This window comes from Bacillus sp. FSL W8-0640, assembly GCF_038007725.1.
Classification (GTDB): domain Bacteria; phylum Bacillota; class Bacilli; order Bacillales; family Bacillaceae_G; genus Bacillus_A; species Bacillus_A cereus.
In genome coordinates, this window is sequence record NZ_JBBOXT010000001.1 from 1,599,350 (window position 1) to 1,624,941 (window position 25,592).

Sequence of the window (25,592 nt, forward strand, 5' to 3'; positions counted from 1 at the left end):
CATATGAAGCATGAAGTATCTCCCGTGTCATTAATGGGATTAGAAGATTTTGCAGGAAAGCGAAATGAAGCAGGTAAAGCACATATTGATACTGTTTCAGATATTTCGATTGAACTTGGTGTAAAGCTTGGAAAGTCATCTATTACACTTGGTGATGTAAAGCAGTTAAAAGTTGGCGATGTTCTTGAAGTAGAGAAAAACTTAGGACATAAAGTAGATGTGTATTTAAGTAATATGAAAGTCGGCATCGGTGAAGCAATCGTAATGGACGAGAAATTCGGTATTATCATTTCTGAAATTGAAGCTGATAAGAAACAAGCGGCGCTTATGAAAGCGCAAAGTCAAATGCAAGATAAAGAGTAGAGGAGGAGTCATATGTCGTATATGACGACCTTATTTCAAGTCGTTTTACTGTTTGGTGCGCTCGGTTACGGTGCATATTATATGACGAAAAAGACGCGCAAACAGCAGTTTTTTAAGCAGGGTGAAAATGGCCATATTCAAGTAAAAGACGGCGTTTATTTAAATCATCAAACGAGTGCCTTTTTATTTGAAGTGGACGGAAAGCAAGTGTTCACTGTTATTAGTAATAACGGTGTGCAGTCTGTGCAATTAACCGGAACAGGAAATCAGTTTCAACAAGCACTAGAAGACGCGGTGAAGAGTGAAACGAAAAAAGTAGAGGATCCATCATGAGAATAAAGAAACAGTTATCATTATTAGCCGTTATTTTCGTATTTTCTATCGTTTTTTCAATTATTTTTGTAAATCCAGCGTATGCAGCCCCGAACGGTTTTATTAATTTCGAAAATGGAAAAGAGTTTACGAGTAATTCAAGTGTACAACTATTTGCGCTCGTTACCCTTTTATCATTATCTTCTTCTATCGTTCTATTATTTACACATTTTACTTATTTTATGATCGTTCTAGGGATTACACGTCAAGGACTTGGGGTAATGAATTTACCACCAAACCAAGTGCTTGTTGGACTTGCATTATTTTTATCACTCTTTACGATGCAGCCTGTACTCGGGCAACTGAAGAGTGATGTGTGGGATCCGATGACGAAAGAGAAAATAACAGTAAGTCAAGCTGCGGAAACGACAGCTCCTATTATGAAAGAATATATGTCAAAGCATACGTATAAGCATGATTTAAAAATGATGCTGAAAGTACGCGGAGAAGAGTTGCCGAAAGATTTGAAAGATCTTTCACTATTTACGCTCGTACCATCCTTTACGTTAACGCAAATTCAAAAAGGTTTACTGACAGGGATGTTCATTTATTTAGCGTTTGTATTTATAGATTTGATTATTAGTACACTTTTAATGTACCTCGGGATGATGATGGTACCGCCGATGATTTTAAGTTTACCGTTTAAAATACTCGTTTTCGTATATTTAGGTGGATATACAAAAATCGTCGACATTATGTTTAAAACGGTCGCCTGAAGCGTTTGATGCTATGTGATAGGAGTCATATAAATGAATACGTCACCAATTATAGATATTTTTCAAACCTTTTTTTATAAAGGGGTTATGATTTTAATGCCGGTTGCCGGCGTAAGTATGATTGTCGTTATTATCATCGCTGTCATTATGGCGATGATGCAAATTCAAGAGCAAACGCTGACGTTTTTACCGAAAATGGCGAGTATTGTCCTCGTTATTATCATTTTAGGTCCGTGGATGTTCCAAGAGTTAACGACACTTATTTTAGATTTATTTGATAAAATCCCATCGCTATTGCGTTCGTACTAAGATAGGTGAACTGAAATGAATATGGAATTATGGGCGGCAACGTTTTTTGCGTTTTGCCGCATTACTTCATTTTTATATTTTTTACCGTTTTTCTCAGGACGATCCATTCCAGCAATGGCGAAGGTTACAGTTGGACTTGCTCTTTCAATTACAGTGGCTGATCAAGTGGATGTCTCTCACATCAAGACAGTTTGGGACGTTGCAGCTTATGCAGGAACGCAAATTGTAATTGGATTATCACTTTCAAAAATTGTAGAAATGCTGTGGAACATTCCGAAAATGGCCGGGCATATTTTAGACTTTGATATCGGTTTATCACAAGCAAGTTTGTTTGATGTAAATGCGGGCTCACAGTCTACTTTACTATCAACCATTTTTGATATATTTTTTCTCATTATTTTTATTTCACTTGGCGGCATTAATTATTTCGTTGCCACGATTTTAAAGTCGTTTCAATATACAGAGGCGATTTCAAAATTGTTGACGACTAGTTTCTTAGATAGTCTACTCGCAACGCTATTATTTGCGATCACATCAGCGGTTGAAATTGCTCTTCCGCTTATGGGAAGTTTATTCATCATTAACTTTGTTCTAATTTTAATTGCAAAAAACGCTCCGCAATTAAACGTTTTTATGAATGCATACGTAATTAAAATTACATGTGGGATTTTGTTTATTGCGATGAGTGTACCGATGCTCGGTTATGTGTTTAAAAATATGACGGATGTATTACTTGAAGAGTATACGAAACTATTTAACTTTTTCTTAACGAAGTAGGGGGACGCGCATGGCAAAGGATAATAAAACAGAAAAGGCCACCCCGCAGAAGCGTAAAAAAACGCGTGAAGAAGGGAATATTGCCCGGAGTAAAGATTTAAATAATTTATTTTCCATTCTCGTATTAGCAGTTGTCGTTTATTTCTTCGGAGATTGGCTAGGGTATGAGATTGCAAATTCCGTAGCGGTGCTGTTTGATCAAATTGGAAAAAATACAGATTCAACCGAGTATTTTTATTTAATGGGGATTTTATTACTGAAAGTATCGGCTCCGATATTAATACTCGTATACGCTTTTCATTTATTCAATTATATGATTCAAGTCGGGTTCCTATTTTCTTCTAAAGTCATTAAACCGAAAGCATCACGTATTAATCCGAAAAACTATTTCACGAGACTGTTTAGTCGTAAAAGTTTAGTAGATATTTTGAAATCACTGTTTTATATGGGATTAATCGGTTACGTCGCTTACGTTCTTTTTAAAAAGAATTTAGAGAAAATCGTGAGCATGATTGGATTTAACTGGACTGCGTCACTTACTGAAATTATTAGGCAAATTAAATTTATTTTCTTAGCAATTTTAATTATTTTAATCGTTCTTTCTATTATTGATTTCATTTATCAAAAATGGGAGTACGAGCAAGATATTAAGATGAAAAAAGAAGAAGTGAAACAAGAGCATAAAGATAATGAAGGGGACCCGCAAGTAAAAGGGAAACGAAAAAACTTTATGCATGCAATCTTGCAAGGAACAATTGCGAAGAAGATGGATGGCGCAACATTTATTGTAAACAATCCGACTCATATTTCGGTCGTACTTCGTTACAATAAACACGTTGATGCAGCACCAATTGTCGTTGCAAAAGGGGAAGATGAGCTCGCGTTATATATACGAACGCTTGCCCGTGAACAAGAAATACCAATGGTGGAAAACCGTCCGCTTGCTCGTTCTTTATATTATCAAGTCGAGGAAGATGAGACGATTCCAGAAGATTTATACGTAGCTGTAATTGAAGTTATGCGCTATTTAATTCAGACGAACGAACTTGAAGTATAATAGCGCGTTTGGAGGAGATCTCTTTGTTTAAGATAGAGTCTGCAAGAACCTATTTTTCTATCTTTTTAGCAGCGTCATTCGTAGTGGCGCTCTTAATTCCACTTCCACCATTTATACTTGATATCATTATCGTTTTTCTACTAAGTATGTCAGTGCTTATTTATATGCGAGCGACAAGTATTAACGAGTGGGATGAATTAAAGTCATTTCCAACGATGTTGTTATTAATCGGGATTTTCCGCGTATCGATTAACGTTTCGACGACGCGAGCGATTTTGACAGATGGAAATGCAGGTCATGTTATTGAAGAGTTCGGCCAGTTCGTAATTGGCGGAAACTTATTAATTGGTATCGTTATTTTTACAGTATTAATCATATTCCAGTTTATTGTTGCAAACGGTGCGTCTCGTACAGCTGAAGTAGCAGCTCGTTTTACACTTGATTCTTTACCAGGGAAACAAATGTCTATCGATGCTGATTTAAACCAGCGTATTATTTCAGAAAAAGATGCACAAGCAAAACGAAAAAAATTAAATATGGAAACAGAGTTTTATGGGGCGATGGATGGTGCCGGAAAGTTCATTAAAGGGGACGTTATTTTCGGGATTGTCATTTTATTCGTAAACATTATTTTCGGTTTAATTGTCGGAATGATGCAGCAAGGGATGAGCTTTGCAGATGCGGCTCTTCATTATACACAGTTAACTGTCGGTGACGGAATCGTAAACCAAATTGGATCGCTAATGCTTGCAATTTCAACAGGTATTATCGTAACGCGTGTATTTGACGGCTCACCAGATACAGTAACAGAAGGTATCTTTAAAGAGTTATTAGCGCATGAAGTCGTTGTATATGCGCTCGGTGGTTTATTTATCGCAATGGGTATTTTTACTCCGCTACCGTTTCTACCATTCGCACTCGTTGGCGGAACAATTATCTTCTTAGGAATTCGTAATAAAAATCGAATAAAGAAAGAAAAAGAAGACGAGCTTCAAAAAGAAATAGAAATGATCCAAGGCGAAGATGAGCAACTGCAACAAGTAGAAGATTCATTTGGAGTATTTACGGATAAATATCCAATTATAGTAGAACTCGGTTTAGATTTAGCAGCACTTGTAAAGCAGAAAATTAACGGGGAAACAGCGCGTGATAAAGTTGTTCTTATGAGGAAGTCAATTATTACTGACCTTGGTATTAACGTTCCTGGAATTAACTTTAAAGATAATACGAGCTTTAGACCACGCGGACGTTACATTATTCGAATTAAAGGTGCGAAGGCGGCTGAAGGTGTTTTAAAATCAGGTTATTTATTAGCACTGAAAACACCAAACGTAATGGCTGATTTAGATGCAGAGCCAGCGAAAGATCCAATTTTTGGTGAAGATGGATATTGGATTTTAGAGCATATGGTGCAAGATGCACAAATGAAAGGCTATCAAGTGTTAGAGCCACTTAGCATATTAATTACACATTTAGATGTTGTCGTTAGACGTAATCTTCATGAATTAATTCAGCGCCAACATGTAAAAGACTTAATTAACTCGCTTGAAAATGATAATGGCGTTCTATTAGAAGAGATTAAGAAAAAAGAAATTGATTTATCACTTGTTCAAAATGTTATTAAACAACTTCTAAAAGAAGGTATTTCTATTCGTGATTTACCAACAATTATTGAAGGTATTATTGACGGCAAAGAAATTTATCAAAACCACGTTGATGGTGTGACATCATTTGTTCGTGAATGTATTTCAAAAGTTATTTGTGAAAATGCGAAAAATCCAGACGGAAAAATATATGCAGCGCTCTTCTCTGATTCAATTGAGTTAGATGCGGATGTTGTGAATAATTCATATCAAGGTTACTTATTAAACTGGGATTTAGATTTAGAAACACGTGTCGTTGAGCAAGTGCAGCGCGTCTTTAAGCAAGCACGTTTAATGGGAAGAGAGCCAGTGTTATTAACACGTAGAAAAGATTTTAGATTTGCGATTGTAAGACTGCTAGAACGTTATCAAGTGGAAGCACAAGTACTTTGTATTAGTGAATTAGCACCAGAAATTGTTGTGGATCAAATTGCCTATATTGAATAGTAGGGGGTGAAGTAATGGAAAGTACAGAAAAGAAAGAAGCGTTAATGCGAATAAAAGCAGCTTCGAAAAATGAATTGTATCGAAAGTTATTTGACCAATATGGTACAGATTATTATTACGTTGTCGATGAAAGTGTAAAACGAAATATACCGTTTTTCTGGAAAAAGGATTATGAAATGTTAGTTGCTTTTCCAGAAGAAAAACAGGAAGAAGTGAATGAAGGTACAGCTCAATTTCATGAACAGTTAATGGATGTTGTGAATGATCCTTCAGAACAAATTGTGAAGGCGAATGGAATTCAATCAGTACTTCACAATTTAGAAAACGTAACGACTTCTATGTCATACGCGGCGATGCAAACAGGAAATAGTGAAGAATGGGCAAGAAAAAAGAGAAACTATTAAAGCTGTTTGAAAAAGGAATTGTCGTGGTGAAACAGACGAAAGAAACGGAAGTAACGAAAAAGAAAAAAGTTGTGAAACAAGTCGTTCCGGTAAAGAAAGAAGAAGTAGTTACAAAGAAAGAAAACCAAGAATCTGTACCGTTTATTATTCAAAAAGTAATTCGGATGCTAGAACAAAACGATGTGGAACAATATTTCATTCATGCATATGCTGAAAAGTTAAAAATAAAGTTTGAAAATGCGACGATGATTACGGAAGAAGAAGTTATCAGGTACATATTGGAAGATATGAAATCTCATTTCAATACGGAAAACGTCTTTGAAAAAGAAGTACAAACAATTGCATTAATCGGTCCAACTGGCGTTGGTAAAACGACGACACTGGCGAAAATGGCATGGCAATTTCACGGTAAGAACAAAACAGTTGGTTTTATAACGACAGATCATTCGCGCATAGGGACAGTGCAGCAATTGCAAGATAACGTAAAGACAATTGGATCTGAAGTAATTGCTGTGCGTGATGAAGCTGCAATGACAAGAGCGCTTACGTATTTTAAAGAAGAAGCACGCGTCGATTATATTTTAATTGATACAGCAGGGAAAAATTATCGTACGTCAGAAACAGTGGAAGAAATGATTGAAACGATGGGACAAGTAGAACCAGATTATATTTGTTTAACGTTATCAGCTTCAATGAAAAGTAAAGATATGATTGAAATTATTACAAACTTTAAAGATATTCATATAGATGGTATTGTGTTTACGAAATTTGATGAAACAGCAAGTAGTGGCGAATTGTTGAAAATTCCAGCAGTATCATCAGCTCCTATTGTATTAATGACAGATGGCCAAGACATAAAGAAAAATATACATATCGCTACAGCTGAACATTTAGCGAAACAAATGTTACAAACATCGTAGAAAAGAGGTGAAGAATAAGGCGCTTGCCTTATTCAAACGAATATGAACGGTCTTTATATAGGTTCTATGGGCATGATGAATTACATGCAGCGCATTAATGTTCATTCGAATAACGTTGCAAATGCTCAAACGACAGGATTTAAAGCAGAAAATATGACGTCTAAAGTATTTGATGTACAAGACACATATCGCCGCGGAGATGGGGCGGTAACAAATATCGGTTCGGTCGATTACGCTGTAGTACCAGCTGCAACGCATGTGAATTTAGTACAAGGAAATATACAAATGACAAATAGCGCTACAGATTTCTTTTTAGATGACGGCGCGGCCGGCACAACATCATTTTTCGTTACTTCTAAAAATGATGAAACGTTTTTAACGAGAGATGGTAGTTTCACATTAAATAGTGATCGTTATTTACAAACATCATCTGGTGCTTTCGTAATGGGAGAGAATAATGAGCGTATTCGTATTCCAGAAGGAGCAAAGGTTGCTGTACAAGCAGATGGTACATTATATGATGAGGTAACACAAAATAATATTGCTCGTTTGCAAACAAAAACAGTAGATGCCGAAACGAATGCACGTCTCGTGCAACGTGAAAACAAAAGCTTTACACTAGCAGAAGGAAACATTGCTAATTTACCGAACGGAACAGGAATAGTAAAAAATCATATGCTAGAAAATTCAAATGTTGATATGACGAAAGAGATGGCAGATCTTATGACAGATCAAAAGATGATTCAAGCATCACAGCGCGTTATGACGTCATTTGATAAAATTTATGAAAAAGAAGCGAATGAAATATTGAGATAGTGGACTCCTAATAAAGGAGTCTTTTATTAATTTTAAATTTCAGAATTATCAATTGACTTTGCAGAGCTTCTTTTTTATATTAGTAGGTATAACTATAACTACTAAAGAGGTGAGAGTATGACAACGGCATTATATTTAGAAGATGCATACAAAACGAGTTGCGAAACAGAACTGATAAGAGTAGAAGGGAATAAAGTATTTGTAAAAGAAACAATTTTTTATCCAACTGGTGGAGGACAGGAATGTGATACGGGTGTCATTGTACAAGATGGGTCTGTATTTGAAGTTGAAAAAGTAAAGAAGGAGCAAGGAGAAATAGTTCACTATATAAAAGACGAAGCACAAGTAAAGTTAGGTCCAGTTAAATTAGAGATAAATTGGGAAAGACGTCATAATTTAATGCGTCATCACTCTTTACTGCATCTTATCGGAGCTGTTGTTTATGAAAAGTATGGAGCTCTATGCACCGGAAATCAAATTTATCCTGATAAAGCACGTATCGATTTTAATGAGTTACAAGAGTTATCGAGCGTGGAAGTAGAAGAAATTGTTGAGGAAGTGAATAAACTTATTAAGCAAAATAAAGAAATTTCCACTCGTTATATGAGCCGCGAAGAAGCAGAAAATGCTGTAGGAATGATTAAAACAGCAATAAATCTCCTGCCAACTACTATCCAAGAAATCCGCATTGTTACAATTGAAAATTTAGACGAACAAGCTTGTGGAGGCACACATGTGAAAAATACGAGTGAAATAGGAACACTTGTTATTGATAAAGTAAAAAGTAAAGGGAAGCAAAATCGTCGTTTTGAAGTAAGAGCGATTTAGATTGTGAGGGGTTACCGATGGATGAAATTATAAAGGAATTACAAAAGTTGGGATTTTCCCAATATGAATGTAAAGCGTATATTGGATTGTTAAAACATTCTCCAGTAACAGGCTATGAAGTGAGTAAACAAACAGGAGTACCTCGTTCTATGATTTACGAGGTACTCGGTAAGTTAATGGATAAAGGAGCGGTGCATATTGTACCTTCTGAACCAGTTAAATATGTACCAGTACCAGCTACCGAATTAATGAATCGAATGCGAAAAGACTTTGAAAAGTCCTTTGAATTTTTAGATGAGAAATTAAATTGTTTAGAACAAGAGCGACAAATAGATGTAATTTCGCATATTCGCTCAAATGATCGTGTTTTAAAAGAAATATGCAATATAATTAATAGGGCAAAGGAAGAATTATGGATTTCTGTATGGGAAGAACAAGTGCATGAAATTAAGCCATACATTCATCAAAAGGAAGAGGAAGGCGTACATATATTTTCAATCTTATTTGGAGCTCCAGAAACAAAAATAGGAGCGACGTTTCATCATAATTATATGACGCCCCACGTTGTTGAAAAGAGAATGGGTGGTCATTTAACTGTTATTGCTCGTGATGGAGAGGAAGTATTAATTGCGAACTTCTCAAATGATAGCACTTCATGGGCCGTTACAACGTATGACCCAGCGCTAGTTCTCGTTGCTACAGAGTATGTGCGGCACGATATTATGGTTGAAGAAATCACAAAGGAATTTGGAGCTGATAAGTTAGATACGTTATGGCGTGAAAATATAGATTTAGTTCATGTCGTAACAGGAAAACGAACTTTAGAAGGAATGGAGGATGATAGAGATGAGTAAAGCTCAGGCACATGTAGCTTTGCAGAGTGACGATACATTTCAGCAAGGAGTAAAAGATTGTTTACCAACTGTATTTGGTTACTTGAGCATCGGTATAGCAGCTGGTGTAATTGCAAAAACAGCTGGTTTCTCCATCATTGAAATTGCATTTATGTCCACTTTAATTTATGCAGGTTCTGCCCAATTTATATTAGCTGGTATGTATGCAGCCGGTGCTCCTGCTTCCGCAATTATTTTTACTGTATTTTTTGTTAACTTGCGCCACCTTCTTATGAGTGCTGCACTTGCACCGTACTTTACGAAAATTCCTCTATTTAAAAACCTAATCATCGGTTCGCAAATTACAGATGAAACTTTCGGCGTTGCAGTGCAGCATGCTGCGCAAAAAGGATATTTAGGTGAAAGATGGATGATAGGGCTTAATGTAACAGCGTATTTAAATTGGATTCTTGCCACTATCATTGGCGGGCTATTTGGTGAGTGGATACCAGATCCACATACATACGGCATGGATTATGCATTACCAGCGATGTTTATCGGATTATTTGTTCTTCAGCTCATAAGTAGTAAACCGAAACTAGCAATTCATTTAAGTGTTGCAATTGTAGCGATTATTATCGCATACGTTTCACACCTATTTATGCCAGATAGTATAGCGGTTATTATCGCAACCTTACTAGCTGCGACGATTGGAGTGTTGATTGAAAAATGGAAATGAGATTAGATGTATTATTACTTTTACTAGCAGCAGGAGCTGTTACAATCGTGCCACGTATTTTACCTCTACTCGTATTTAGCAAACTACAAATTCCTGACTGGGGTTTAAAATGGTTAAATTACATACCAATTGCGATATTAGCAGCGCTTTTAGCACAAGTTTTATTTATGCATGAAACGATGCAGTGGGATTATCTTATTGCAGCAATTCCAACATTTCTTGTAGCGATATATACTCGTAGTTTATTAGGTACAGTATTAACGGGAGTGATTGTGATTATTTTGTTACGTTTCCTTTTCTAAAAAGGATTACACTCATATCATAGCGAAAAGTGTAATAACATGAAAAATATAGGGGTGGTGTTATGATACTTTTAACGATAGGAGCAATTTTGTTAACGTTATTTATTTTCTTTATTATCGGCTTTATTACGTTTATGATGTTTGTTGATAAGGCGACATCTCAAATATATTATACACCTTGTGAATCAGTGACAGTGAAAACTAAAGGTAAACATAGAAGGAAGAAAAGTTGAAAGTTGGCTTTTCTTCCTTCTTCTATTACATCCCGGAAAGAACTAACAACAATAATCCAAATAAAAAACTAGTCAAGGAAAGAAAACCGATACATATGGAGAATACACGATTATTTCCCCATTCACGCCAGAAAGTTATAAAACCTAAAATACAAAGGAAAAACCAAATGGGTAGGAATAGGAACTCACTAATTTTCTCGGGAAGTAACGAATAAAAAGTTGTTACATATAAGATCCAATTAGTAAAAAATAAAAGGCAAACGATAATAGATTGTAAGTAGGGGCGGTTGAAAAATAGCCCTTTTTTTACGGTTTTAAAAATGATAGTTAGCGCTGAGATAAAGGCAATGAGTATGAAAACAAGTAAGAGTAATGTCAGCGTCATTTTGAGTCTCCTGTATAAGATTGTTTTTATCACGCATGGGCAGTAAGACCCACACCTTAAAACTCAACGTAAGAAAAGAGATTAGGTGGGGGATGCCCCCCCCACTGATTGAAGTTTCACTTTACAAGAAATGAATCTATTAAATTGTATGCTTGTTTTGTAGAGTGCCCGTTATATTTTTCAGTGTACGGATTTAGAAATCCATGTTCACCGTGTAGTTGTTTTATTTCTAATAAAGGATTCTTTTGTTGCTGCAATGTTTGAATGAAAGAGGATACTGAAAAACTAGCTTCTTTTTCAGGGAATATAAGTAATGTAGAGCATGTAGGCTTTATGTGAACATAGTCGCGTATACGAGAACCGTAACATCCGATAATAAAATCTATTTTCGGATTGTTACTACATAGCCATGAGATGGTAGCTCCAACACTAAAGCCGATAAGTCCAATATGTGTATAACTACTAGAAAGATGAGAAATGAATTCTTCAATTTGCTTTTTTCCATCATCAAATCCAATATGATTTACAAAATGTTCATATGCCTTTTCTTCATCACGATAATGAAATGCATGTTGTAAGTGTAGAAGATTAGGACAGAATACGTCTATATGAGATGAAGTAAAGTGCTGGGTAACGTGATGCATATGGTCGTTCACACCATATATTTCATGAACAATAACGAGAGCTAATTTTTCCTTCATAGTTATAAAGTACCTCTATGAAACTTAAATTCTTTCTCAACAAGACAAATACGCAGGTGGAAGTTTTCATACCATTGCTCACGACCTCTTTTTTCGCTTCTTTATGTAAGGTGTTCTTCTTCCAATTTTCAATCGCATCAAGTGATTCCCAATAAGAAATTGTTATTCCGAGTCCAGAATTACCTCGTGCACTTTCTACACCTAAAAATCCAGGTTGTTGCTTTGCAAGTTTCTCCATTTCTTCGGCAACGGTATTATAGTCAGTTGTATTATTTGATAAATTAGAAGTGAATATAACTGCATAATAAGGCTGGTTTTTTTCTAAATTAGATGCCATTATTTTTCCTCCTTAATGTATAGTACGAATAATTAATCCATAGTTTGTATTTTAGCAGGTCACAAAAAGAAAAGAAGTAGAAAATTCTTATTTTTTCAGCTCATGTAAAATAAAGAGTTGAAGAAATTTATAATAAGTAATCTGAAAGAAGAAAAATGCCACTTCAAAAGAGAAGTGGCATTTCTTATATTTCCTCTAAGCTATTAACTGGAACAGTTAATTCGCGTCCTGGGTTTTTTACTTCATATATGCGGGCGGTTTCATTGCTTTCATCGACGTGTTGAATCATAACAGGCATGCCTTGAAAATTGACATTGGCTTGTTCTGCTGACATAGAAAGCTCTATTGCACGTTGTATATTCATTTATATTCCTCCCATCATTATTATCTTTGCTAAAAAAGAGGAATAATATACCATTTAGAGACATTCTTAAAGTTTTTGTATTATTTGTAATGTTTCTTTAATAAATGAAGTGAAGATGGAATCAGGATAGGCCTGTACGATTTCATATGCTTCTGTTACTTCTTCAAGAGCTCTTTTTTTATCATTAAGTTTCACATAACAAAGAGCGCGATATGCCCCAGCTGTTGTAAGCCGTGCGTGATCAAGTGGATGGTTTATATAATCTGGTATGATAGCGCGTTGCAATGTTTTTAAAGCTTCTTCGTATTGTTTTAAACCATACAAAGCTTTTCCTTTTTCAAGATAATATGATCCATCATCTTGAAAAATTGGCTCATCTTTTAATTTTTCTCGAAATTGTTCTAAATGTTCTAATGCAATTGTATATTCATTAGCAATTGTGTTGTAGTAGAAAGCTTTTAAAAGATCAATAACCGCCGCAGAGAAATTATCTTCTGTAAAAATGGCGAATTGCTCTGATTTTTTTATGTAATGTAAATATTGTTCTTTATCAGCCGTGATTACTTTTTGATAAGATAAAATACGATAAAATTCATCTGTTTTATAATACACTTGATGTTTTTTTGAAAATGCAAGTGCATCTAAAATGACACTTTCACATTGTTCGTAATCACCACATGCAAGAAAAATAATTGCTTCATATAAATATAATTCGATATGTATAATGAGATCCATTTCTAAATGTTTCTCTTCATAGTCATTTCGGATACTAGCTATAAGTTGTAAACATTCAGCATATTTTTTACGTGTGAATATCGTAAAGGATAATTTTAATTTTGTTTCCGTACTATCCCGGTATAACGTATATTTCTCAAAAATAGAAGTAGCCTTTTCAACGTAATATTCAATATTGTAATCTTTCATTTTAGCCGCAGCTGTTACAAACTGTTTATATAAACGAGCAGTATTCAAAGTGGGAGGTAGCTCTTTTTGAACGATCGGTAGTAAAACCTCATATACTTCATCGTACTTGTTTGCTTTTATTAGTTTCTCCGTTTGTTGAATGAGTCCTACAATTTCTACATCATCTTCTTCTAATAAAAAACTCGTTTCACATTCAAGTTTGTCAGCGATATATTGTAGTGTTTTCATAGAAGGTGTAGCTTTTCCATTTTCAATTTGACTTAGCATACTTTTTGTGAGTTCTGAACCTGCTAGATCAGTTTGAGTAAGCTTTTTTCTTTTCGTAACGTTTTAATTTTTTCACCGAGAGTAGCCATATAATTGCTCCTTTATAGTTAGAAAGTTAAATGTCATTAAACTTTTTGTTGTAAAAATTGGAAAGTTAATTATATAATAAGTTTAACACAATTTAACTTTTAAGGGGAGAGTGTCAAAAATGGGGGATATAAGTATAGGACAAAATGATTCAAGAATGAAGATTGCAACGAGAAATATTATTTTAATGATGATTGGGAAAATGACGTCTTTGCTAGGAGCCGGTATTTATACGTTTGCAATGGGATTATACGTATTAAAGACAACGGGTTCAGGAATGGGGTTTGCAACTACGCTTATTTGTGGATCGATTCCAAGGCTAATCTGTGGACCAATTGCTGGTGCTGTAGCTGACCGCGTCAATCGAAAATGGCTTGTCATCGGTACCGATTTGTTAAGTAGTTTAACAATGTTTATTATGTTTATCCTTGCAACTACTTTTGGGCCATCACTTCTGTTTATTTATGTTTCAGCAGCATTATTATCAATTTGTGCGAGTTTTTACTCTGTTTCATTAACTTCATCTATTCCAAGTTTAGTAGATGAAGGACGTATTCAAAAAGCGAGTGCCTTGAACCAGACGGCAGCATCTTTATCAAATATTTTAGCACCGATTATTGGCGGAGTTGTATTTGGTTTCTTTTCAATTAAATCGTTTTTCCTATTGAATAGCATTACATTCTTTTTAGCGGTTGTTGTGCAATTGTTTATCGTATTTGATTTATACAAAAAAGAAAAGGCTGAAAGTAAAGAGCATTTCTTGACGAGTATAAAAGAAGGGTTTTCATATGTGAAAAGACAGCATGAAATATATGGTTTAATGAAAATTGCAGTAGGGGTAAACTTTTTTGCGAGTGCACTTTTCGTTTCACTTCCATATATTATTGTTCAAAATTTGCATCTATCTTCGAAACAACTCGGTGTTGTAGAGGGAATGTTAGCAGTTGGGATGTTAATTGGTGCAATTGCGTTATCAGTACGTAAAGAAGTGAATGATCCGTTTCGCTCTGTTTATATTGGGTTGTTTTTATTTGCGAGTTTGAGTTTATGTACAGTGTTTCCATTAGTAGTCACCATCCCGAAAGTAGCAAGTTTTATTTACTATATCGCTTTTATGATGTTAACTGGTATATCAATGATGGTTGTAAATATCCCGATGCAAGTACATTTGCAAAAGACGACAGATCCAAGTTATTTAGGACGCGTTTTCGGCTTACTTGAAACAATTTCTACTGCAATCGCACCGCTCGGTATGATTGTGTATGGATTATTATTAGATATGTTGCCAACTAGCATTGTTATGATGACATTAGGCGTAGGTTTATTGTTAGTTGTATTAGTAGGAGTAAAGAAGCATGTAATGAAAAAGCAAGTGGATGTGTCTGTCTAAAAGGAAATGTGACTTAATAAAATAAAAATGACTAAATTAGTATTTTAGTTTTGAAACTCTTTTTCATGTATGTTAAAGTAAAGTGAGCTTGCAAAGAAAAGGAGACAACAGCATGAAAAAATTAAGTTTTGTTATGCTTTTTCTATTAGTCGTAATGGCTGGATGTAGCAATTATGACACATATATTGAAACAGGTATGCAATCATTGAAAGATGAAAAGTATAGTGATGCAACAATGTGGTTCGAAAAAGCAGAAAAAGAGAAATCAGGAAATGAAGCGAAATCATATAAAGAAGTTGCTGAGAAAATGGATCAGGGAGCAACAGCATTAAAAGACGGTAAGTATTTAGAAGCGAAAGACATTGCAAATGAAGTGTTACAAAAGAAAAAAGATGATGAACTTGAAAAAGCTGTAATATCAAATGCAGAGAATATGCTTCAAAAAGCAAAAGATGTGGAAGAGAAAGTAAATGAAAGAGTGGCAAAGCGTAGAAAGGTAGAAGAAGAGGGAATCGATAAAATTATTAAAGCTGTCGATAGTATAGATGAAGTGAAAGAAAAAGAGAAGACAGTATCAGAAGCATTAGATAAGGCTGAAGAGGCGCAAGCAAAAATTGAGGCAAAGAAAAATAAATAGATTTATAGTTTGAAAGGCTGTCGTGCATAACGACAGCCTTTTAATTTTTTGTTGCAAATGTAGTGATGCTCTGTAGTAAAAAAGAAATGATTTTAGAATTCCATCTGTCTTCATGATGAATCGTATAAATATTACGCTGAAATTCAAATTCAGGGATTGGTATATAGCATAGCTCATTTCGTTGTATTTCTTGTTCGATAGCCAGTTTAGAAATCAAGGCAATTCCATTACCATATTTTAAAATTTGTTTCATCGTTTCTAATGAGTCTAATTCAATTTCTGATTGGAATGTAATGTTGTGCGCTAACGTCCATTGTGTAAGTAAGTCTCTCGTTGTAGATGGATTACGATGCAATAGTATGCGTTCCTTTTCTATATTTTGTAACGATACATTGTCTTTCTTTGAAAAATGATGTTCTTTGGAAAAAGCAAGAACAAGTGTATCGGGCATTATATTCGTTTGTTTTAAAAGTGGTTCATCAAATGGAGCAGCGGAAATTATCCCAAGATCGATTTCGTGATTTTGTAGCATCATTCGAATTTCAGGGGCGGTTTTAACTAGTAGCGTTATTTTTATATTGGGAAATTCACATTGAAATTGATGAACGACTGCTGGCAAAAGATAAGTCGCTGGTACATAACTAGCGCCGATTGTTATAGCGCCTTTATGAAAATCTTTAAACTCTTGCGTGACACGTCTAGCTTCTTTCATAAGTGCATCTATTTTACAAGCATAATGGTGCAAAGCCTCACCAGCCTCTGTTAAGAAATACCTTCCAGAACGTAATTCGAATAAAGACACACCGAGTTCTTCTTCTAAGCTTTTTATATGAAAAGTAATAGTTGGTTGTTTAACGCCAAGTTTTTCTGCAACGATTGTAAGCTTTTTGTATTTCTTAATAAGTACTACAATTTCTAATTTTAAGAGATTCATTATGAATTGCCGCCTTTTTTATTTTAACTATAGAAAAAATCTATAGAAATAAATAGTTTATTAGAAGTTTTTTAATTTAATCTTTACAGTACATTAACATTAAGTATAAATCTTCCATATAGAATGAAAGCAGGTTAAGAATGAGGGGAGAGAGGTGAGACGATGGATATTAAAATTAATGGATTAGAAAAAACATTTGGAAAAACACAAGCGTTAAAGCCGTTGCAGATTGTAATGAAACAAGGGGAATTCACTACACTTTTAGGACCTTCGGGATGTGGGAAAACGACTTTACTTAGAATGATAGCAGGACTTGAAGAACCGGATAAGGGAGAAATATATTTTGGAGACCAGTGCATGTATTCTGCTACAAAAAAGATAAAGACATCTCCTCATGAACGGAATATCGGTATGGTATTTCAAGATTTTGCTTTATGGCCGCACATGACTGTTTTTGAAAATGTTGCATTTGGTTTAAGAGCTACAAAGCAAACGAATCATTTACGAGAAAAAGTAGAAGATGCAATAAAGCGAGTTCGCCTGCAAGGTATGGAGAAAAGGTATCCACACGAACTTTCTGGTGGACAGCAACAACGTGTCGCATTCGCTAGAGCAATTGTAACAAAACCTCATTTTATTTTGTTTGACGAACCGCTAAGTGCGCTCGATGCAATTTTGCGAGAAGAAATGAGAATAGAGCTTATGGATATCGTTCATTCCATTGGTTTAACTGCACTGTATGTTACTCACGATCAAACAGAAGCAATGTCAATGTCAGACCAAATTATTGTCATGAAACAAGGAGCAGTATTACAAAAAGGAACACCCGAAGATATTTATGTGAAACCGTCTCATGAATTTGTTGCCAAATTTGTTGGTAAGGCGAATTGGCTTGTAGAGGGGGAAAAAATGATTCGTCCAGAGCATGTGAGTTGGACAAAAAATGATGTGTGCGAAATGTATACAGGTGAAATTCAGCACGTTACATACGTAGGAGAGCGTTATGAAGTGAAAGTAAATATGGGGACTTTAGGCATCTGGAAAGCCTATCACAATAGTAAGCTAAGCATCGGGAAACCAGTATCGTTATATGTACCCAAAAAATGTATTCATCATATAGGGGGAGAATCGTATGAAGAAATTCAGTTCGCTTAAGTCTTTATTTGTATGTACTTTACTATTTTCTACTGTAGTAACAGGTTGTAGTTCAAAGGGTAATGCAGATGCAAAAAGTACAAATACGAATGAAAAGAAAATTGTTGTATATAGTGCAGGGCCAAAAGGGTTAGCAGAAAAAATTCAAAAAGACTTTGAAAAGAAAACTGGTATAAAGGTGGAAATGTTTCAAGGGACAACTGGTAAAATTTTAGCGAGAATGGAAGCTGAAAAGAAAAATCCAGTCGTTGACGTTGTCGTACTCGCTTCCTTACCAGCGATGGAAGGATTAAAGAAAGAGGGTCAAACGTTAGCTTATAAAGAGGCGAAACAAGCTGATAAGCTGCGTTCTGAATGGTCAGATGATAAAGGCCATTATTTCGGGTATAGTGCTTCAGCATTAGGGATTGTGTACAATACAAAAAATGTGAAAACAGCGCCTGAAGATTGGAGCGATATAACGAAAGGAGAATGGAAAGGGAAAGTGAATCTTCCAGATCCAGCACTTTCAGGTTCAGCTTTAGACTTTGTAACAGGATACGTGAAAAAGAATGGACAAGATGGATGGAATTTATTTGAGCAGCTTAAGAAAAATGAAGTTACAGTAGCAGGAGCAAATCAGGAAGCGTTAGACCCAGTTGTAACAGGTGCGAAAGATATGGTCATTGCGGGTGTTGATTATATGACGTATAGCGCAAAAGCAAAGGGTGAACCTGTTGATATTGTATATCCAAAAAGCGGAACAGTTATTAGCCCACGTGTAGCTGGGATTATGAAGGATAGTAAAAATGTTGAAGGTGCAAAAGAGTTTATTGATTATTTATTATCCGATGATGTACAAAAACAAGTTTCTAAAGCGTATTTATTGCCTGGTAGAACAGATATAAAAGCTGAAAATAGACCAAATGTAGAAGAGATTCCAGTATTAAATATTGATTGGAAAACAGTTGAGAAAGAGCAAGATGAAATAGGAAAACAATTTAAGAAAGTATTTCAATAAGATGGTGATTCCATGGTAAATCGATTCGTATCAGTAAGACAAGTTGGAATGACGGTAGCGTTATTACTTGTGGCGATGTTAATCGTCATTCCACTTTTTCTTATTTTATTTTCTAGTGTATATGAAAATAGCAGTTGGAATTTTTTAAAGCCTTTTGAAGTGATGCAGAGTGGTGGATTAGCTGGGATTTTTCTAAATTCGATGCTTCTAGGTGCACTCGTTGTAATAGGTGCTACAATATTTGCATTTCCATTGGCATTTATTATGAGCAAAACAGATGTAGGAAAGTATAGTAAGTTAGATATTGTTTTTATGATTCCATTTATGACACCGCCGTATATTGGATCGATGGGCTGGATTTTGTTCATGCAACCTAACGGCTATTTTGAACAATTTTTCCCGATGCTAAAGACAGTTTCATCATCGTTTTTTAGTTTAGGAGGTATGGTATTAATTATGAGTCTGCATTTATTCCCATTCCTTTATTTCATGCTGAAAAACACGTTACTTCAGATTGGGAGTAGTAAAGAAGAAGCTGCAGCAGTTCATGGCGGAAGTTTTTTCTATCGCTTAAGAAAAATAATATTGCCGTTATTAGTATCAAGTTATGTAATGGGTGCTTTACTCATTTTCGTAAAGACGATTGCTGAATTTGGAACACCGGCTACATTCGGACGTAGAATAGGATTCCACGTGTTAACATCAGAAATTCATAAATTTATTTCGAGTTGGCCAATTGATTTCAGTAGTGCAACAGCATTATCTTCTTTATTACTTAGTGCTTGTATGCTCATTTGGTATATGCAAAATGTATTGAATCGAAAGTATTCATATGCAATGGTTAGTGGAAAAGGTGTGAAATCTAAAAGATATACTTTGTCTATATTTACGCGCGTTGTAGCATGGATGTATGTAATTGGTTTATTAATCGTATCAATTGGAATTCCATACTTTTCTATACTTATTGCTTCTTTTTCAAAATTAAGAGGCGGCGGTTTACATGTAAATAACTTTACAACAAGTCATTATGAGGCATTGTTTACAATGGGGTCTCCGGGATTAGAGGCTTTATGGAATAGTTTTCTTTTTTCACTCGTAACAGCGATTATTGCGGTAATGATTGGAGTCTTTTTGGCACTTATGATTCGAAAGGGGAAAAAACCTCTGAAAAATGGCTTGATATGTGCGGTATGTTACCGAATATGGTACCAGGAATCGTTATGGTTGTAGGTCTTATTCTATTTTGGAATTCACCATATATGCCTATGTCAATTTATAATACACCAATCATGGTTATCGTAACGTATGTTGTTCTGTTTTTACCTTACACGGTGCAATATGTAAAATCATCACTCGGACAAATTGATGATTCTCTCGTGCAGGCAGGAAGTATTTTTTCTGGAAATTATATTTATATTTTTAGAAAAATAATATTGCCTCTTATTATCCCAGGCATTCTTGCCGGATGGGCGATGACATTTACAATTTCAATAAGAGAGTTAGTAGCATCACTTCTCGTATTACCTCCATCAGTAGAAACGTCAGCAACGTTTATTTTTGCTCAATTTGAACAGGGTGAAGTATCTATAGGAATGGCGATGGCCGTTGTTTCTGTTGGACTTACAACAATGTGCTTATTACTGCTGCAACATATGGAGCAAAAGCGAAAAGGGGTAGCATGATGAGAGTGGAAGTATGGGGAGGAGCAGGAGAATACGGTCGCTCTTGCTATTTTGTAAAAAATAAAGAGACGAAAATAGTATTTGATTGTGGTATTAATCGATCTTATGAGGATGGTTATCCAAAAATAGAGAGAGAAGCTGTTCCATTTTTAGATGCGGTATTTTTATCACATATTCATGAAGATCATACGATGGGTTTACCTTTATTAGCGAAGTATGGCTATAAGAAAAAAATTTGGACGACTCGTTATACGAAGGAGCAACTGCCGTTATATTATGAAAAATGGAGAAACTATAATGTAATGCAAGGATGGAATTTACCTTATAGCGACCAACATATAAAAGATTTAAATTATGTATGTATTGATGAGATTAGCAATCCAAATGAATGGTTACAAATTACTCCTACATTGCGGTTTCAGTGGGGGTATAGTGGGCATGTATTAGGAGCTGTTTGGTTTTTAGTTGATATGTGTAATACATACGTATTTTATTCAGGCGACTATTCAGCAGAGTCTAACATACTACGAGCTAATTTACCTGAGAAATTGGGCCACAATATAAAAGTTGCAATTGTAGATGCCGCTTATCACACAGATGATGTTTCGCAAAATGAAAGATTAGACGATCTATGTGCAGAAATTGAACGAGTTATGCAAAATGAAGGAATAGCATTATTACCGCTGCCACAACTTGGTAGGGCGCAAGATATAGTATTGTATTTATATGAACGATATAAAGAATTTCCGCTTATAGTAGATAAAGAAATTTTGGCTGGATTTGAAGAGATGTTCATATATAAAGGTTGGATAAAAAATAATGAAGAACTTAAATGGATTATGGAGAGTTTAAAAAGAAACATAATAGTTATGGATAATGACATTAGTATGCAAAATAGTTACGGAATAGTTGTAATGAGTGATGCGAATATGCAAACGAAACGAGCACAGTTATACTATGAACAACTTCGGAATGAAAAACGGAATGCCGTTATTTTTACTGGGCATATTGCGAAAGGGAGTTTTGCAGAAAAAGTTATGAAAGAACATGTAAGGAGTACATGTAGGGTGAAGAGAGTTCCGTATAAAGTTCACCAAAGTATAAGAGACGTTAAAGAGATGCTAAATACATTATTACCAGAACATACGGTGTTAGTGCACGCTTTGAAAGAGGATACGGATCGATTACAACAAAAGCTAAGTACAGCAGGGTATGAAAATGTATATTCACTTGCAATGGAACGTATAGAAGTCATTTGAAATGTAAAGGGGATAGGTATATGAAAAAAGTATTTGTATTCGTAAGCATTTTCTTTTGTTGTTTCCTTTATAACGTTAAGGAAGGGTTTGCAGCTAGTCCAATGAAACCTAGTTTTGAAGTAAAGTTATTATTGAAGCCAGAACAAGTATTAGGTGATAACAAAGAGATGAAGCAAGAGGTGCTAGAACATTTCCAGGCTGGTACAAAATATGAAAGAATACAAGTGCAATTTTTAGATACTGCGAATAAAAGTTTAAGCGAGGAAGGTTGGTTTGCTAGAATTCGAAAGAAAGAATTTAGTAAAGATTTTGAATTAACATATAAAAAAAGATATCCTATTCCAAATGGTGTAATTCAAGATGCACTAGAAGTAGCTAAAAAAGAAGGATTCGATAGTAATACGGATAGTTATGAGGCGGAAATAGATTGGGGATTTGAGAAGAAAACATTAAGCATTTCAAATAAGAAAAGTTACAGCGCTAAAGGATATGGGATACTTGATTTACCAAATGAACAAGCTGCTCAAAACATGTTAATAGAAAAATTACCAGGGAAAATGAACAAATGGTTGTATACAAATTGGGGAGAAGAAATGTTAAAGAATTCCCGTATTTACGGTCCTGTATTAATGAAACGATATACAGGAGAGTTTGAAAACATAAAAGCAAATATTGAAATTTGGCCATTAAGTAATACCGGAAAATTAGAAGATGACTTCGTAATAGAAGTGTCATTTAAAACAAATGAAGAAAGTATTGCGACAAAGCAAAGGGAATTATTAATGGCGAGTTTAGAGAAAAAAGGCTGGTTGTTACCGAAAGATAGTTTGAAGACAGAGCTTATTTTTCAGTAAATGAGAAAAAAGGAATCCATATTTCGTGGATTCCTTTTTCCAATATATGAGTATTAAGCTAAGTCAGCTGACACGAACATATCACTATTTTGAAGGTTTTTAGAGCGTAAACTATAAGCAACTACCTTCTTTTTATATTGTTTTACAACATCAACATGCTCCTCGTGACTATAAATATAAAATGTAAAATTCTTTTTGCCACGTTTTGCATTGATAATTAAAGGCGTACCCTCATTGTGTGGTGGTGCATAATAGCGATCTAAAAATAAACCTTCGTTAAAATCATGAATAATTTTTGATTTCTGTTCGCCTTCTACGTTATTTCCGTGAATTGTAATAGTCACATTCTCTTCTTCAAGTTTTGGATGTGTTTCGTACTTGCTAATAATGGATTCAATAACAGTGTTAGGAAGGCTAGAAACGATAATTTTAAATGCTCCAAATACAACTAACATTACAATAAACCAAGTCGTCATAGTATATCATCCCCTTTATTCTATTTAATAATATAACTCATATGGTAATAGTACATATGGTGAAGTTTTGTATAATTTGTGAAAAATATGCCATTTTCACGAACGAAATGTTAGAAAAATCAATTTTGTTACAAAAAGTTGAAATCGAAGTATTTTAAAAGAAAAAGGTTTATAATAAAAATATAACTAATAACCACATTACTAATTATAAGGAAGTGTAACTATGAGTACTGTAGCAATCGTATATGGTATTATTCTTTCCACAATTATTGTTTTGTTTTTCGTTGGGGTTTCACGTTATATTCATAAATGGAAAGAAGGCGTTGCGAAATTAAATCACATTGAAGAAGAACTTAGTGATTTAATGTTACATCATGGTAAGTAAACATTTATTTTTTAACTAAACAATGTGAAGAATATCACAAAACGTGCTTTCCTAATGAAGGCATGTTTTTTTGTTGTTTAAGAAAAGAAGTATTTTTGTATAAATAATCTAATTATTACTTAAAAAGGGAAATTTATTTAGTATAATATATAATATGTTTATTTTAGGGGGAGTATCATGAGGGGATTAAAAGTTGTTGGAATTATAGCTGGAATTACTATAGTAGGCTGTATAGCTTTCTTTTCAGTGAAGGAATATGTCAATTCCAAAGAAGACTCTAATTATGTGCTAAATTACATAAAAGAACATAAGGATGATAAAACAACTTCTTTAATTGTTAAAAGAAATGGTGAAACATTGACATCAATAAATGAAAAAGAAAAATTACCGCTAGCAAGTATGTCGAAAATCGTTATAGCAATTGAATATGCTAAGCAAGTAGCTGAAGGGAAAATAAGAAAAGACGAGAAAATTTCATTGAAAGAATTAGAAAAATACTATGTGAAAAATACTGATGGTGGTGCACACCCTGCATGGCTAGATGATGTAAAAGGTAAAGAGTTAGTGAAGGGTGGTCAAACTTCTTTAGAAGAAGTAGTGAAAGGAATGATCCATTATAGTTCGAATGCGAATGCATCATATTTATTGGACAAGCTTGGAGCAGCGCGGATAAATGAAAGTTTGAAAGAGTTAGGCTTAAATAGTCACGATGAATTTTATCCAACGTATACAGGGGCATTATATATGAGGGGCTATGTTGAAAAAGAACTGCATATTCCTCAAAATAAAGCATTGGACAAGCTACGTAATATGTCTAATGATGAATATGTTAAGCATGTATGGCAAATACATGAATGGATGAAAGACGAGAAAGAATGGACAAAACGCGAGATATCGTTAAAAGCCGATATGGATTTTCAGCGTATTTGGTCAGATCGGTTTATAGGTGCAAATGCGAAGGATTACATGAGTTTATTGGAAAAGATAAATAGCAGAAATTATTTTACACCACAAATGCAAGGTGAGGTTGAGAATATATTTAAAGGAACCGTAGGAGAGGGTATATTCGAATTTGCTGGACAGAAAGGTGGTTCTACGGCATTTGTATTAACAAATAGTTTCTATGGTACTGATAAAAAAGGGAATAAGATTGAGATTGTCTTTATGATGAACAATTTGAGTGAAAAAGCATTTGAAAAACTTCTAAGTAATATGGATTACTTTATTCGAGATATTGTCATAAGTGAGGAATTCAGAAATAAATTATAATGAAATAATTTTATTATGTAAACAAAGGGGCACTTATGAAAAGTGCTCTTTTGTAATACAGGATTTTCCAATCTTATTATTGAATATAGATGGAAAATAAGAAAGGAGGTTGAAAAATGACAACAATATATTTCGTTCGCCATGCCCATTCTACATATACAAAAGAAGAACGGGAACGACCTTTATCTGAAAAAGGGCACTGTGATGCAGAAAATGTAACGCATTTATTAAAAGATAAACATATTGATGTTGTTATTTCTAGTCCTTACAAAAGAGCAATCCAAACTGTACAAGGAATTGCGAATACATATAAATTATCAATACAAACTGAAGAAGATTTGCGTGAAAGATTATTGAGCACAGAGCCAGTATCAAATTTTAATGATGCTATGCAGAATGTGTGGAAAGATTGGAGTTTTGCATACGAAGGCGGAGAATCAAATACTGTAGCACAAAAGCGCGCTGTAATATGTATACAAAATATATTAAAAAAATATGAAGGTAAGAATATTGTAATAGGTACGCATGGGAATATTATGGTATTACTAATGAATTATTTTAATTCGAAATATGATTTGGAGTTTTGGAAAACACTTCATATGCCTGATGTGTATAAATTAAATTTTGATAAAAATCGTTTCATTTCTGCTGAAAGAATAGAGAAAACAGGTCATCGGTTAAATATTTTGTAAAAGTTTATCAAAAAAAGAGGAAAGAGAGAAGTTAT

The 25,592-nt window shown here is 34.5% G+C and carries 28 protein-coding genes and 4 pseudogenes; 25 read left to right on the forward strand and 7 right to left on the reverse strand.

Annotated elements, in window-relative coordinates:
* Positions 1–3: 3 nt before the first annotated feature.
* The 14 genes and pseudogenes from fliN (at position 4) to N2V80_RS08450 (ending at position 10,759) form a co-directional block, all read left to right on the forward strand.
* The gene (fliN, locus tag N2V80_RS08385; RefSeq protein ID WP_000680010.1) at positions 4–363 is read left to right on the forward strand and encodes a flagellar motor switch protein FliN; all 360 of its coding nucleotides are present in this window, start codon (positions 4–6) and stop codon (positions 361–363) included.
* A 12-nt stretch (positions 364–375) separates the two neighbouring features.
* Positions 376–696, forward strand: coding sequence for a hypothetical protein (locus N2V80_RS08390; protein WP_000121176.1), 321 nt, complete (start codon positions 376–378; stop codon positions 694–696).
* Complete coding sequence (locus N2V80_RS08395; protein WP_001220582.1) at positions 693–1,451, forward strand: flagellar type III secretion system pore protein FliP; 759 nt, start codon at positions 693–695, stop codon at positions 1,449–1,451. The genes N2V80_RS08390 and N2V80_RS08395 overlap by 4 nt, the downstream gene beginning before the upstream one ends.
* Before the next feature lie 33 nt (positions 1,452–1,484).
* On the forward strand, positions 1,485–1,760 hold the full coding sequence (locus N2V80_RS08400; RefSeq protein ID WP_001098085.1) for a flagellar biosynthetic protein FliQ: 276 nt from the start codon (positions 1,485–1,487) through the stop codon (positions 1,758–1,760).
* Between the two features lie 15 nt (positions 1,761–1,775).
* On the forward strand, positions 1,776–2,537 hold the full coding sequence (locus tag N2V80_RS08405; RefSeq protein ID WP_001055718.1) for a flagellar biosynthetic protein FliR: 762 nt from the start codon (positions 1,776–1,778) through the stop codon (positions 2,535–2,537).
* 10 nt (positions 2,538–2,547) lie between these two features.
* Positions 2,548–3,594 (forward strand): flagellar type III secretion system protein FlhB, encoded by a 1,047-nt coding sequence (gene flhB, locus N2V80_RS08410; protein WP_061655902.1) that lies wholly within the window; start codon positions 2,548–2,550, stop codon positions 3,592–3,594.
* 23 nt (positions 3,595–3,617) lie between these two features.
* Positions 3,618–5,684, forward strand: a complete 2,067-nt coding sequence (gene flhA, locus N2V80_RS08415; protein WP_000472585.1) for a flagellar biosynthesis protein FlhA — start codon at positions 3,618–3,620, stop codon at positions 5,682–5,684.
* Positions 5,685–5,698: 14 nt separating this feature from the next.
* Positions 5,699–7,008 (forward strand): annotated as a pseudogene (gene flhF, locus N2V80_RS08420) (flagellar biosynthesis protein FlhF).
* A 42-nt stretch (positions 7,009–7,050) separates the two neighbouring features.
* Positions 7,051–7,824: a flagellar basal-body rod protein FlgG gene (locus N2V80_RS08425; protein ID WP_001013934.1), complete on the forward strand. Its 774-nt coding sequence runs from the start codon at positions 7,051–7,053 to the stop codon at positions 7,822–7,824.
* A gap of 117 nt (positions 7,825–7,941) precedes the next feature.
* Positions 7,942–8,652 (forward strand): alanyl-tRNA editing protein, encoded by a 711-nt coding sequence (locus N2V80_RS08430; RefSeq protein ID WP_061655900.1) that lies wholly within the window; start codon positions 7,942–7,944, stop codon positions 8,650–8,652.
* 17 nt (positions 8,653–8,669) lie between these two features.
* Positions 8,670–9,506 carry a TrmB family transcriptional regulator gene (locus tag N2V80_RS08435; protein WP_058839186.1) on the forward strand — a complete coding sequence of 279 codons (837 nt, stop codon included), beginning with the start codon at positions 8,670–8,672 and terminating at the stop codon, positions 9,504–9,506.
* Positions 9,499–10,224 (forward strand): AzlC family ABC transporter permease, encoded by a 726-nt coding sequence (locus N2V80_RS08440; RefSeq protein ID WP_000030478.1) that lies wholly within the window; start codon positions 9,499–9,501, stop codon positions 10,222–10,224. Before N2V80_RS08435 ends, N2V80_RS08440 begins: the two co-directional genes overlap by 8 nt.
* The gene (locus N2V80_RS08445) at positions 10,215–10,526 is read left to right on the forward strand and encodes an AzlD domain-containing protein (protein ID WP_000425938.1); all 312 of its coding nucleotides are present in this window, start codon (positions 10,215–10,217) and stop codon (positions 10,524–10,526) included. The genes N2V80_RS08440 and N2V80_RS08445 overlap by 10 nt, the downstream gene beginning before the upstream one ends.
* 62 nt (positions 10,527–10,588) lie before the next feature.
* Complete coding sequence (locus N2V80_RS08450; protein WP_061655899.1) at positions 10,589–10,759, forward strand: DUF3951 domain-containing protein; 171 nt, start codon at positions 10,589–10,591, stop codon at positions 10,757–10,759.
* 25 nt (positions 10,760–10,784) lie between these two features.
* Here the strand turns inward: N2V80_RS08450 and N2V80_RS08455 are convergent, their stop codons facing one another.
* The 5 genes and pseudogenes from N2V80_RS08455 to N2V80_RS08475 form a co-directional block, all read right to left on the reverse strand.
* The gene (locus N2V80_RS08455; protein WP_002133070.1) at positions 10,785–11,144 is read right to left on the reverse strand and encodes a hypothetical protein; all 360 of its coding nucleotides are present in this window, start codon (positions 11,142–11,144) and stop codon (positions 10,785–10,787) included.
* Between the two features lie 116 nt (positions 11,145–11,260).
* The gene (locus N2V80_RS08460; RefSeq protein WP_061655898.1) at positions 11,261–11,845 is read right to left on the reverse strand and encodes a dienelactone hydrolase family protein; all 585 of its coding nucleotides are present in this window, start codon (positions 11,843–11,845) and stop codon (positions 11,261–11,263) included.
* Positions 11,846–11,847: 2 nt separating this feature from the next.
* Positions 11,848–12,182, reverse strand: a pseudogene (locus tag N2V80_RS08465) (antibiotic biosynthesis monooxygenase family protein).
* 184 nt (positions 12,183–12,366) lie between these two features.
* Complete coding sequence (locus tag N2V80_RS08470; protein ID WP_001025731.1) at positions 12,367–12,546, reverse strand: H-type small acid-soluble spore protein; 180 nt, start codon at positions 12,544–12,546, stop codon at positions 12,367–12,369.
* 66 nt (positions 12,547–12,612) lie between these two features.
* Positions 12,613–13,826, reverse strand: a pseudogene (locus tag N2V80_RS08475) (helix-turn-helix domain-containing protein).
* Between the two features lie 119 nt (positions 13,827–13,945).
* Between N2V80_RS08475 and N2V80_RS08480 the strand changes: the two are divergent.
* Positions 13,946–15,214, forward strand: coding sequence for an MFS transporter (locus tag N2V80_RS08480; protein WP_000502489.1), 1,269 nt, complete (start codon positions 13,946–13,948; stop codon positions 15,212–15,214).
* A 112-nt stretch (positions 15,215–15,326) separates the two neighbouring features.
* Positions 15,327–15,851, forward strand: a complete 525-nt coding sequence (locus tag N2V80_RS08485) for a DUF4398 domain-containing protein (protein ID WP_061655897.1) — start codon at positions 15,327–15,329, stop codon at positions 15,849–15,851.
* 40 nt (positions 15,852–15,891) lie between these two features.
* Here the strand turns inward: N2V80_RS08485 and N2V80_RS08490 are convergent, their stop codons facing one another.
* On the reverse strand, positions 15,892–16,785 hold the full coding sequence (locus N2V80_RS08490) for a LysR family transcriptional regulator (protein ID WP_061655896.1): 894 nt from the start codon (positions 16,783–16,785) through the stop codon (positions 15,892–15,894).
* Between the two features lie 162 nt (positions 16,786–16,947).
* Here N2V80_RS08490 and N2V80_RS08495 point away from each other — a divergent pair, with 162 nt between their 5' ends.
* The 5 genes and pseudogenes from N2V80_RS08495 to N2V80_RS08515 all read left to right on the forward strand — a co-directional run bounded on the left by N2V80_RS08495 (position 16,948) and on the right by N2V80_RS08515 (position 22,735).
* Complete coding sequence (locus N2V80_RS08495) at positions 16,948–17,940, forward strand: ABC transporter ATP-binding protein (RefSeq protein WP_061655895.1); 993 nt, start codon at positions 16,948–16,950, stop codon at positions 17,938–17,940.
* Complete coding sequence (locus N2V80_RS08500; RefSeq protein ID WP_061655894.1) at positions 17,918–18,940, forward strand: ABC transporter substrate-binding protein; 1,023 nt, start codon at positions 17,918–17,920, stop codon at positions 18,938–18,940. Before N2V80_RS08495 ends, N2V80_RS08500 begins: the two co-directional genes overlap by 23 nt.
* Positions 18,941–18,952: 12 nt before the next feature.
* Positions 18,953–20,622: pseudogene (locus N2V80_RS08505) on the forward strand (ABC transporter permease).
* Positions 20,619–21,881, forward strand: coding sequence for an MBL fold metallo-hydrolase (locus N2V80_RS08510; RefSeq protein ID WP_061655893.1), 1,263 nt, complete (start codon positions 20,619–20,621; stop codon positions 21,879–21,881). Before N2V80_RS08505 ends, N2V80_RS08510 begins: the two are co-directional and overlap by 4 nt.
* Before the next feature lie 20 nt (positions 21,882–21,901).
* Complete coding sequence (locus N2V80_RS08515) at positions 21,902–22,735, forward strand: hypothetical protein (RefSeq protein WP_000755309.1); 834 nt, start codon at positions 21,902–21,904, stop codon at positions 22,733–22,735.
* A 53-nt stretch (positions 22,736–22,788) separates the two neighbouring features.
* Here N2V80_RS08515 and N2V80_RS08520 read toward each other — a convergent pair whose 3' ends face one another.
* Positions 22,789–23,211, reverse strand: a complete 423-nt coding sequence (locus N2V80_RS08520) for a YfmQ family protein (RefSeq protein WP_000214592.1) — start codon at positions 23,209–23,211, stop codon at positions 22,789–22,791.
* A 41-nt stretch (positions 23,212–23,252) separates the two neighbouring features.
* Between N2V80_RS08520 and N2V80_RS08525 the strand changes: the two genes are divergently transcribed.
* From N2V80_RS08525 to N2V80_RS08540, 4 genes are all read left to right on the forward strand, one after another.
* On the forward strand, positions 23,253–23,369 hold the full coding sequence (locus N2V80_RS08525) for a hypothetical protein (protein ID WP_001987133.1): 117 nt from the start codon (positions 23,253–23,255) through the stop codon (positions 23,367–23,369).
* Between the two features lie 65 nt (positions 23,370–23,434).
* A complete protein-coding gene (locus N2V80_RS08530) occupies positions 23,435–23,596 on the forward strand; it encodes a hypothetical protein (protein ID WP_000108701.1) in 162 nt (53 codons plus the stop codon).
* Between the two features lie 177 nt (positions 23,597–23,773).
* On the forward strand, positions 23,774–24,865 hold the full coding sequence (locus tag N2V80_RS08535; protein ID WP_001214673.1) for a serine hydrolase: 1,092 nt from the start codon (positions 23,774–23,776) through the stop codon (positions 24,863–24,865).
* Between the two features lie 116 nt (positions 24,866–24,981).
* Entirely contained in the window at positions 24,982–25,557 is a 576-nt protein-coding gene (locus N2V80_RS08540) for a histidine phosphatase family protein (protein WP_000208266.1), read from the forward strand.
* The last annotated feature ends 35 nt before the right edge of the window (positions 25,558–25,592 follow it).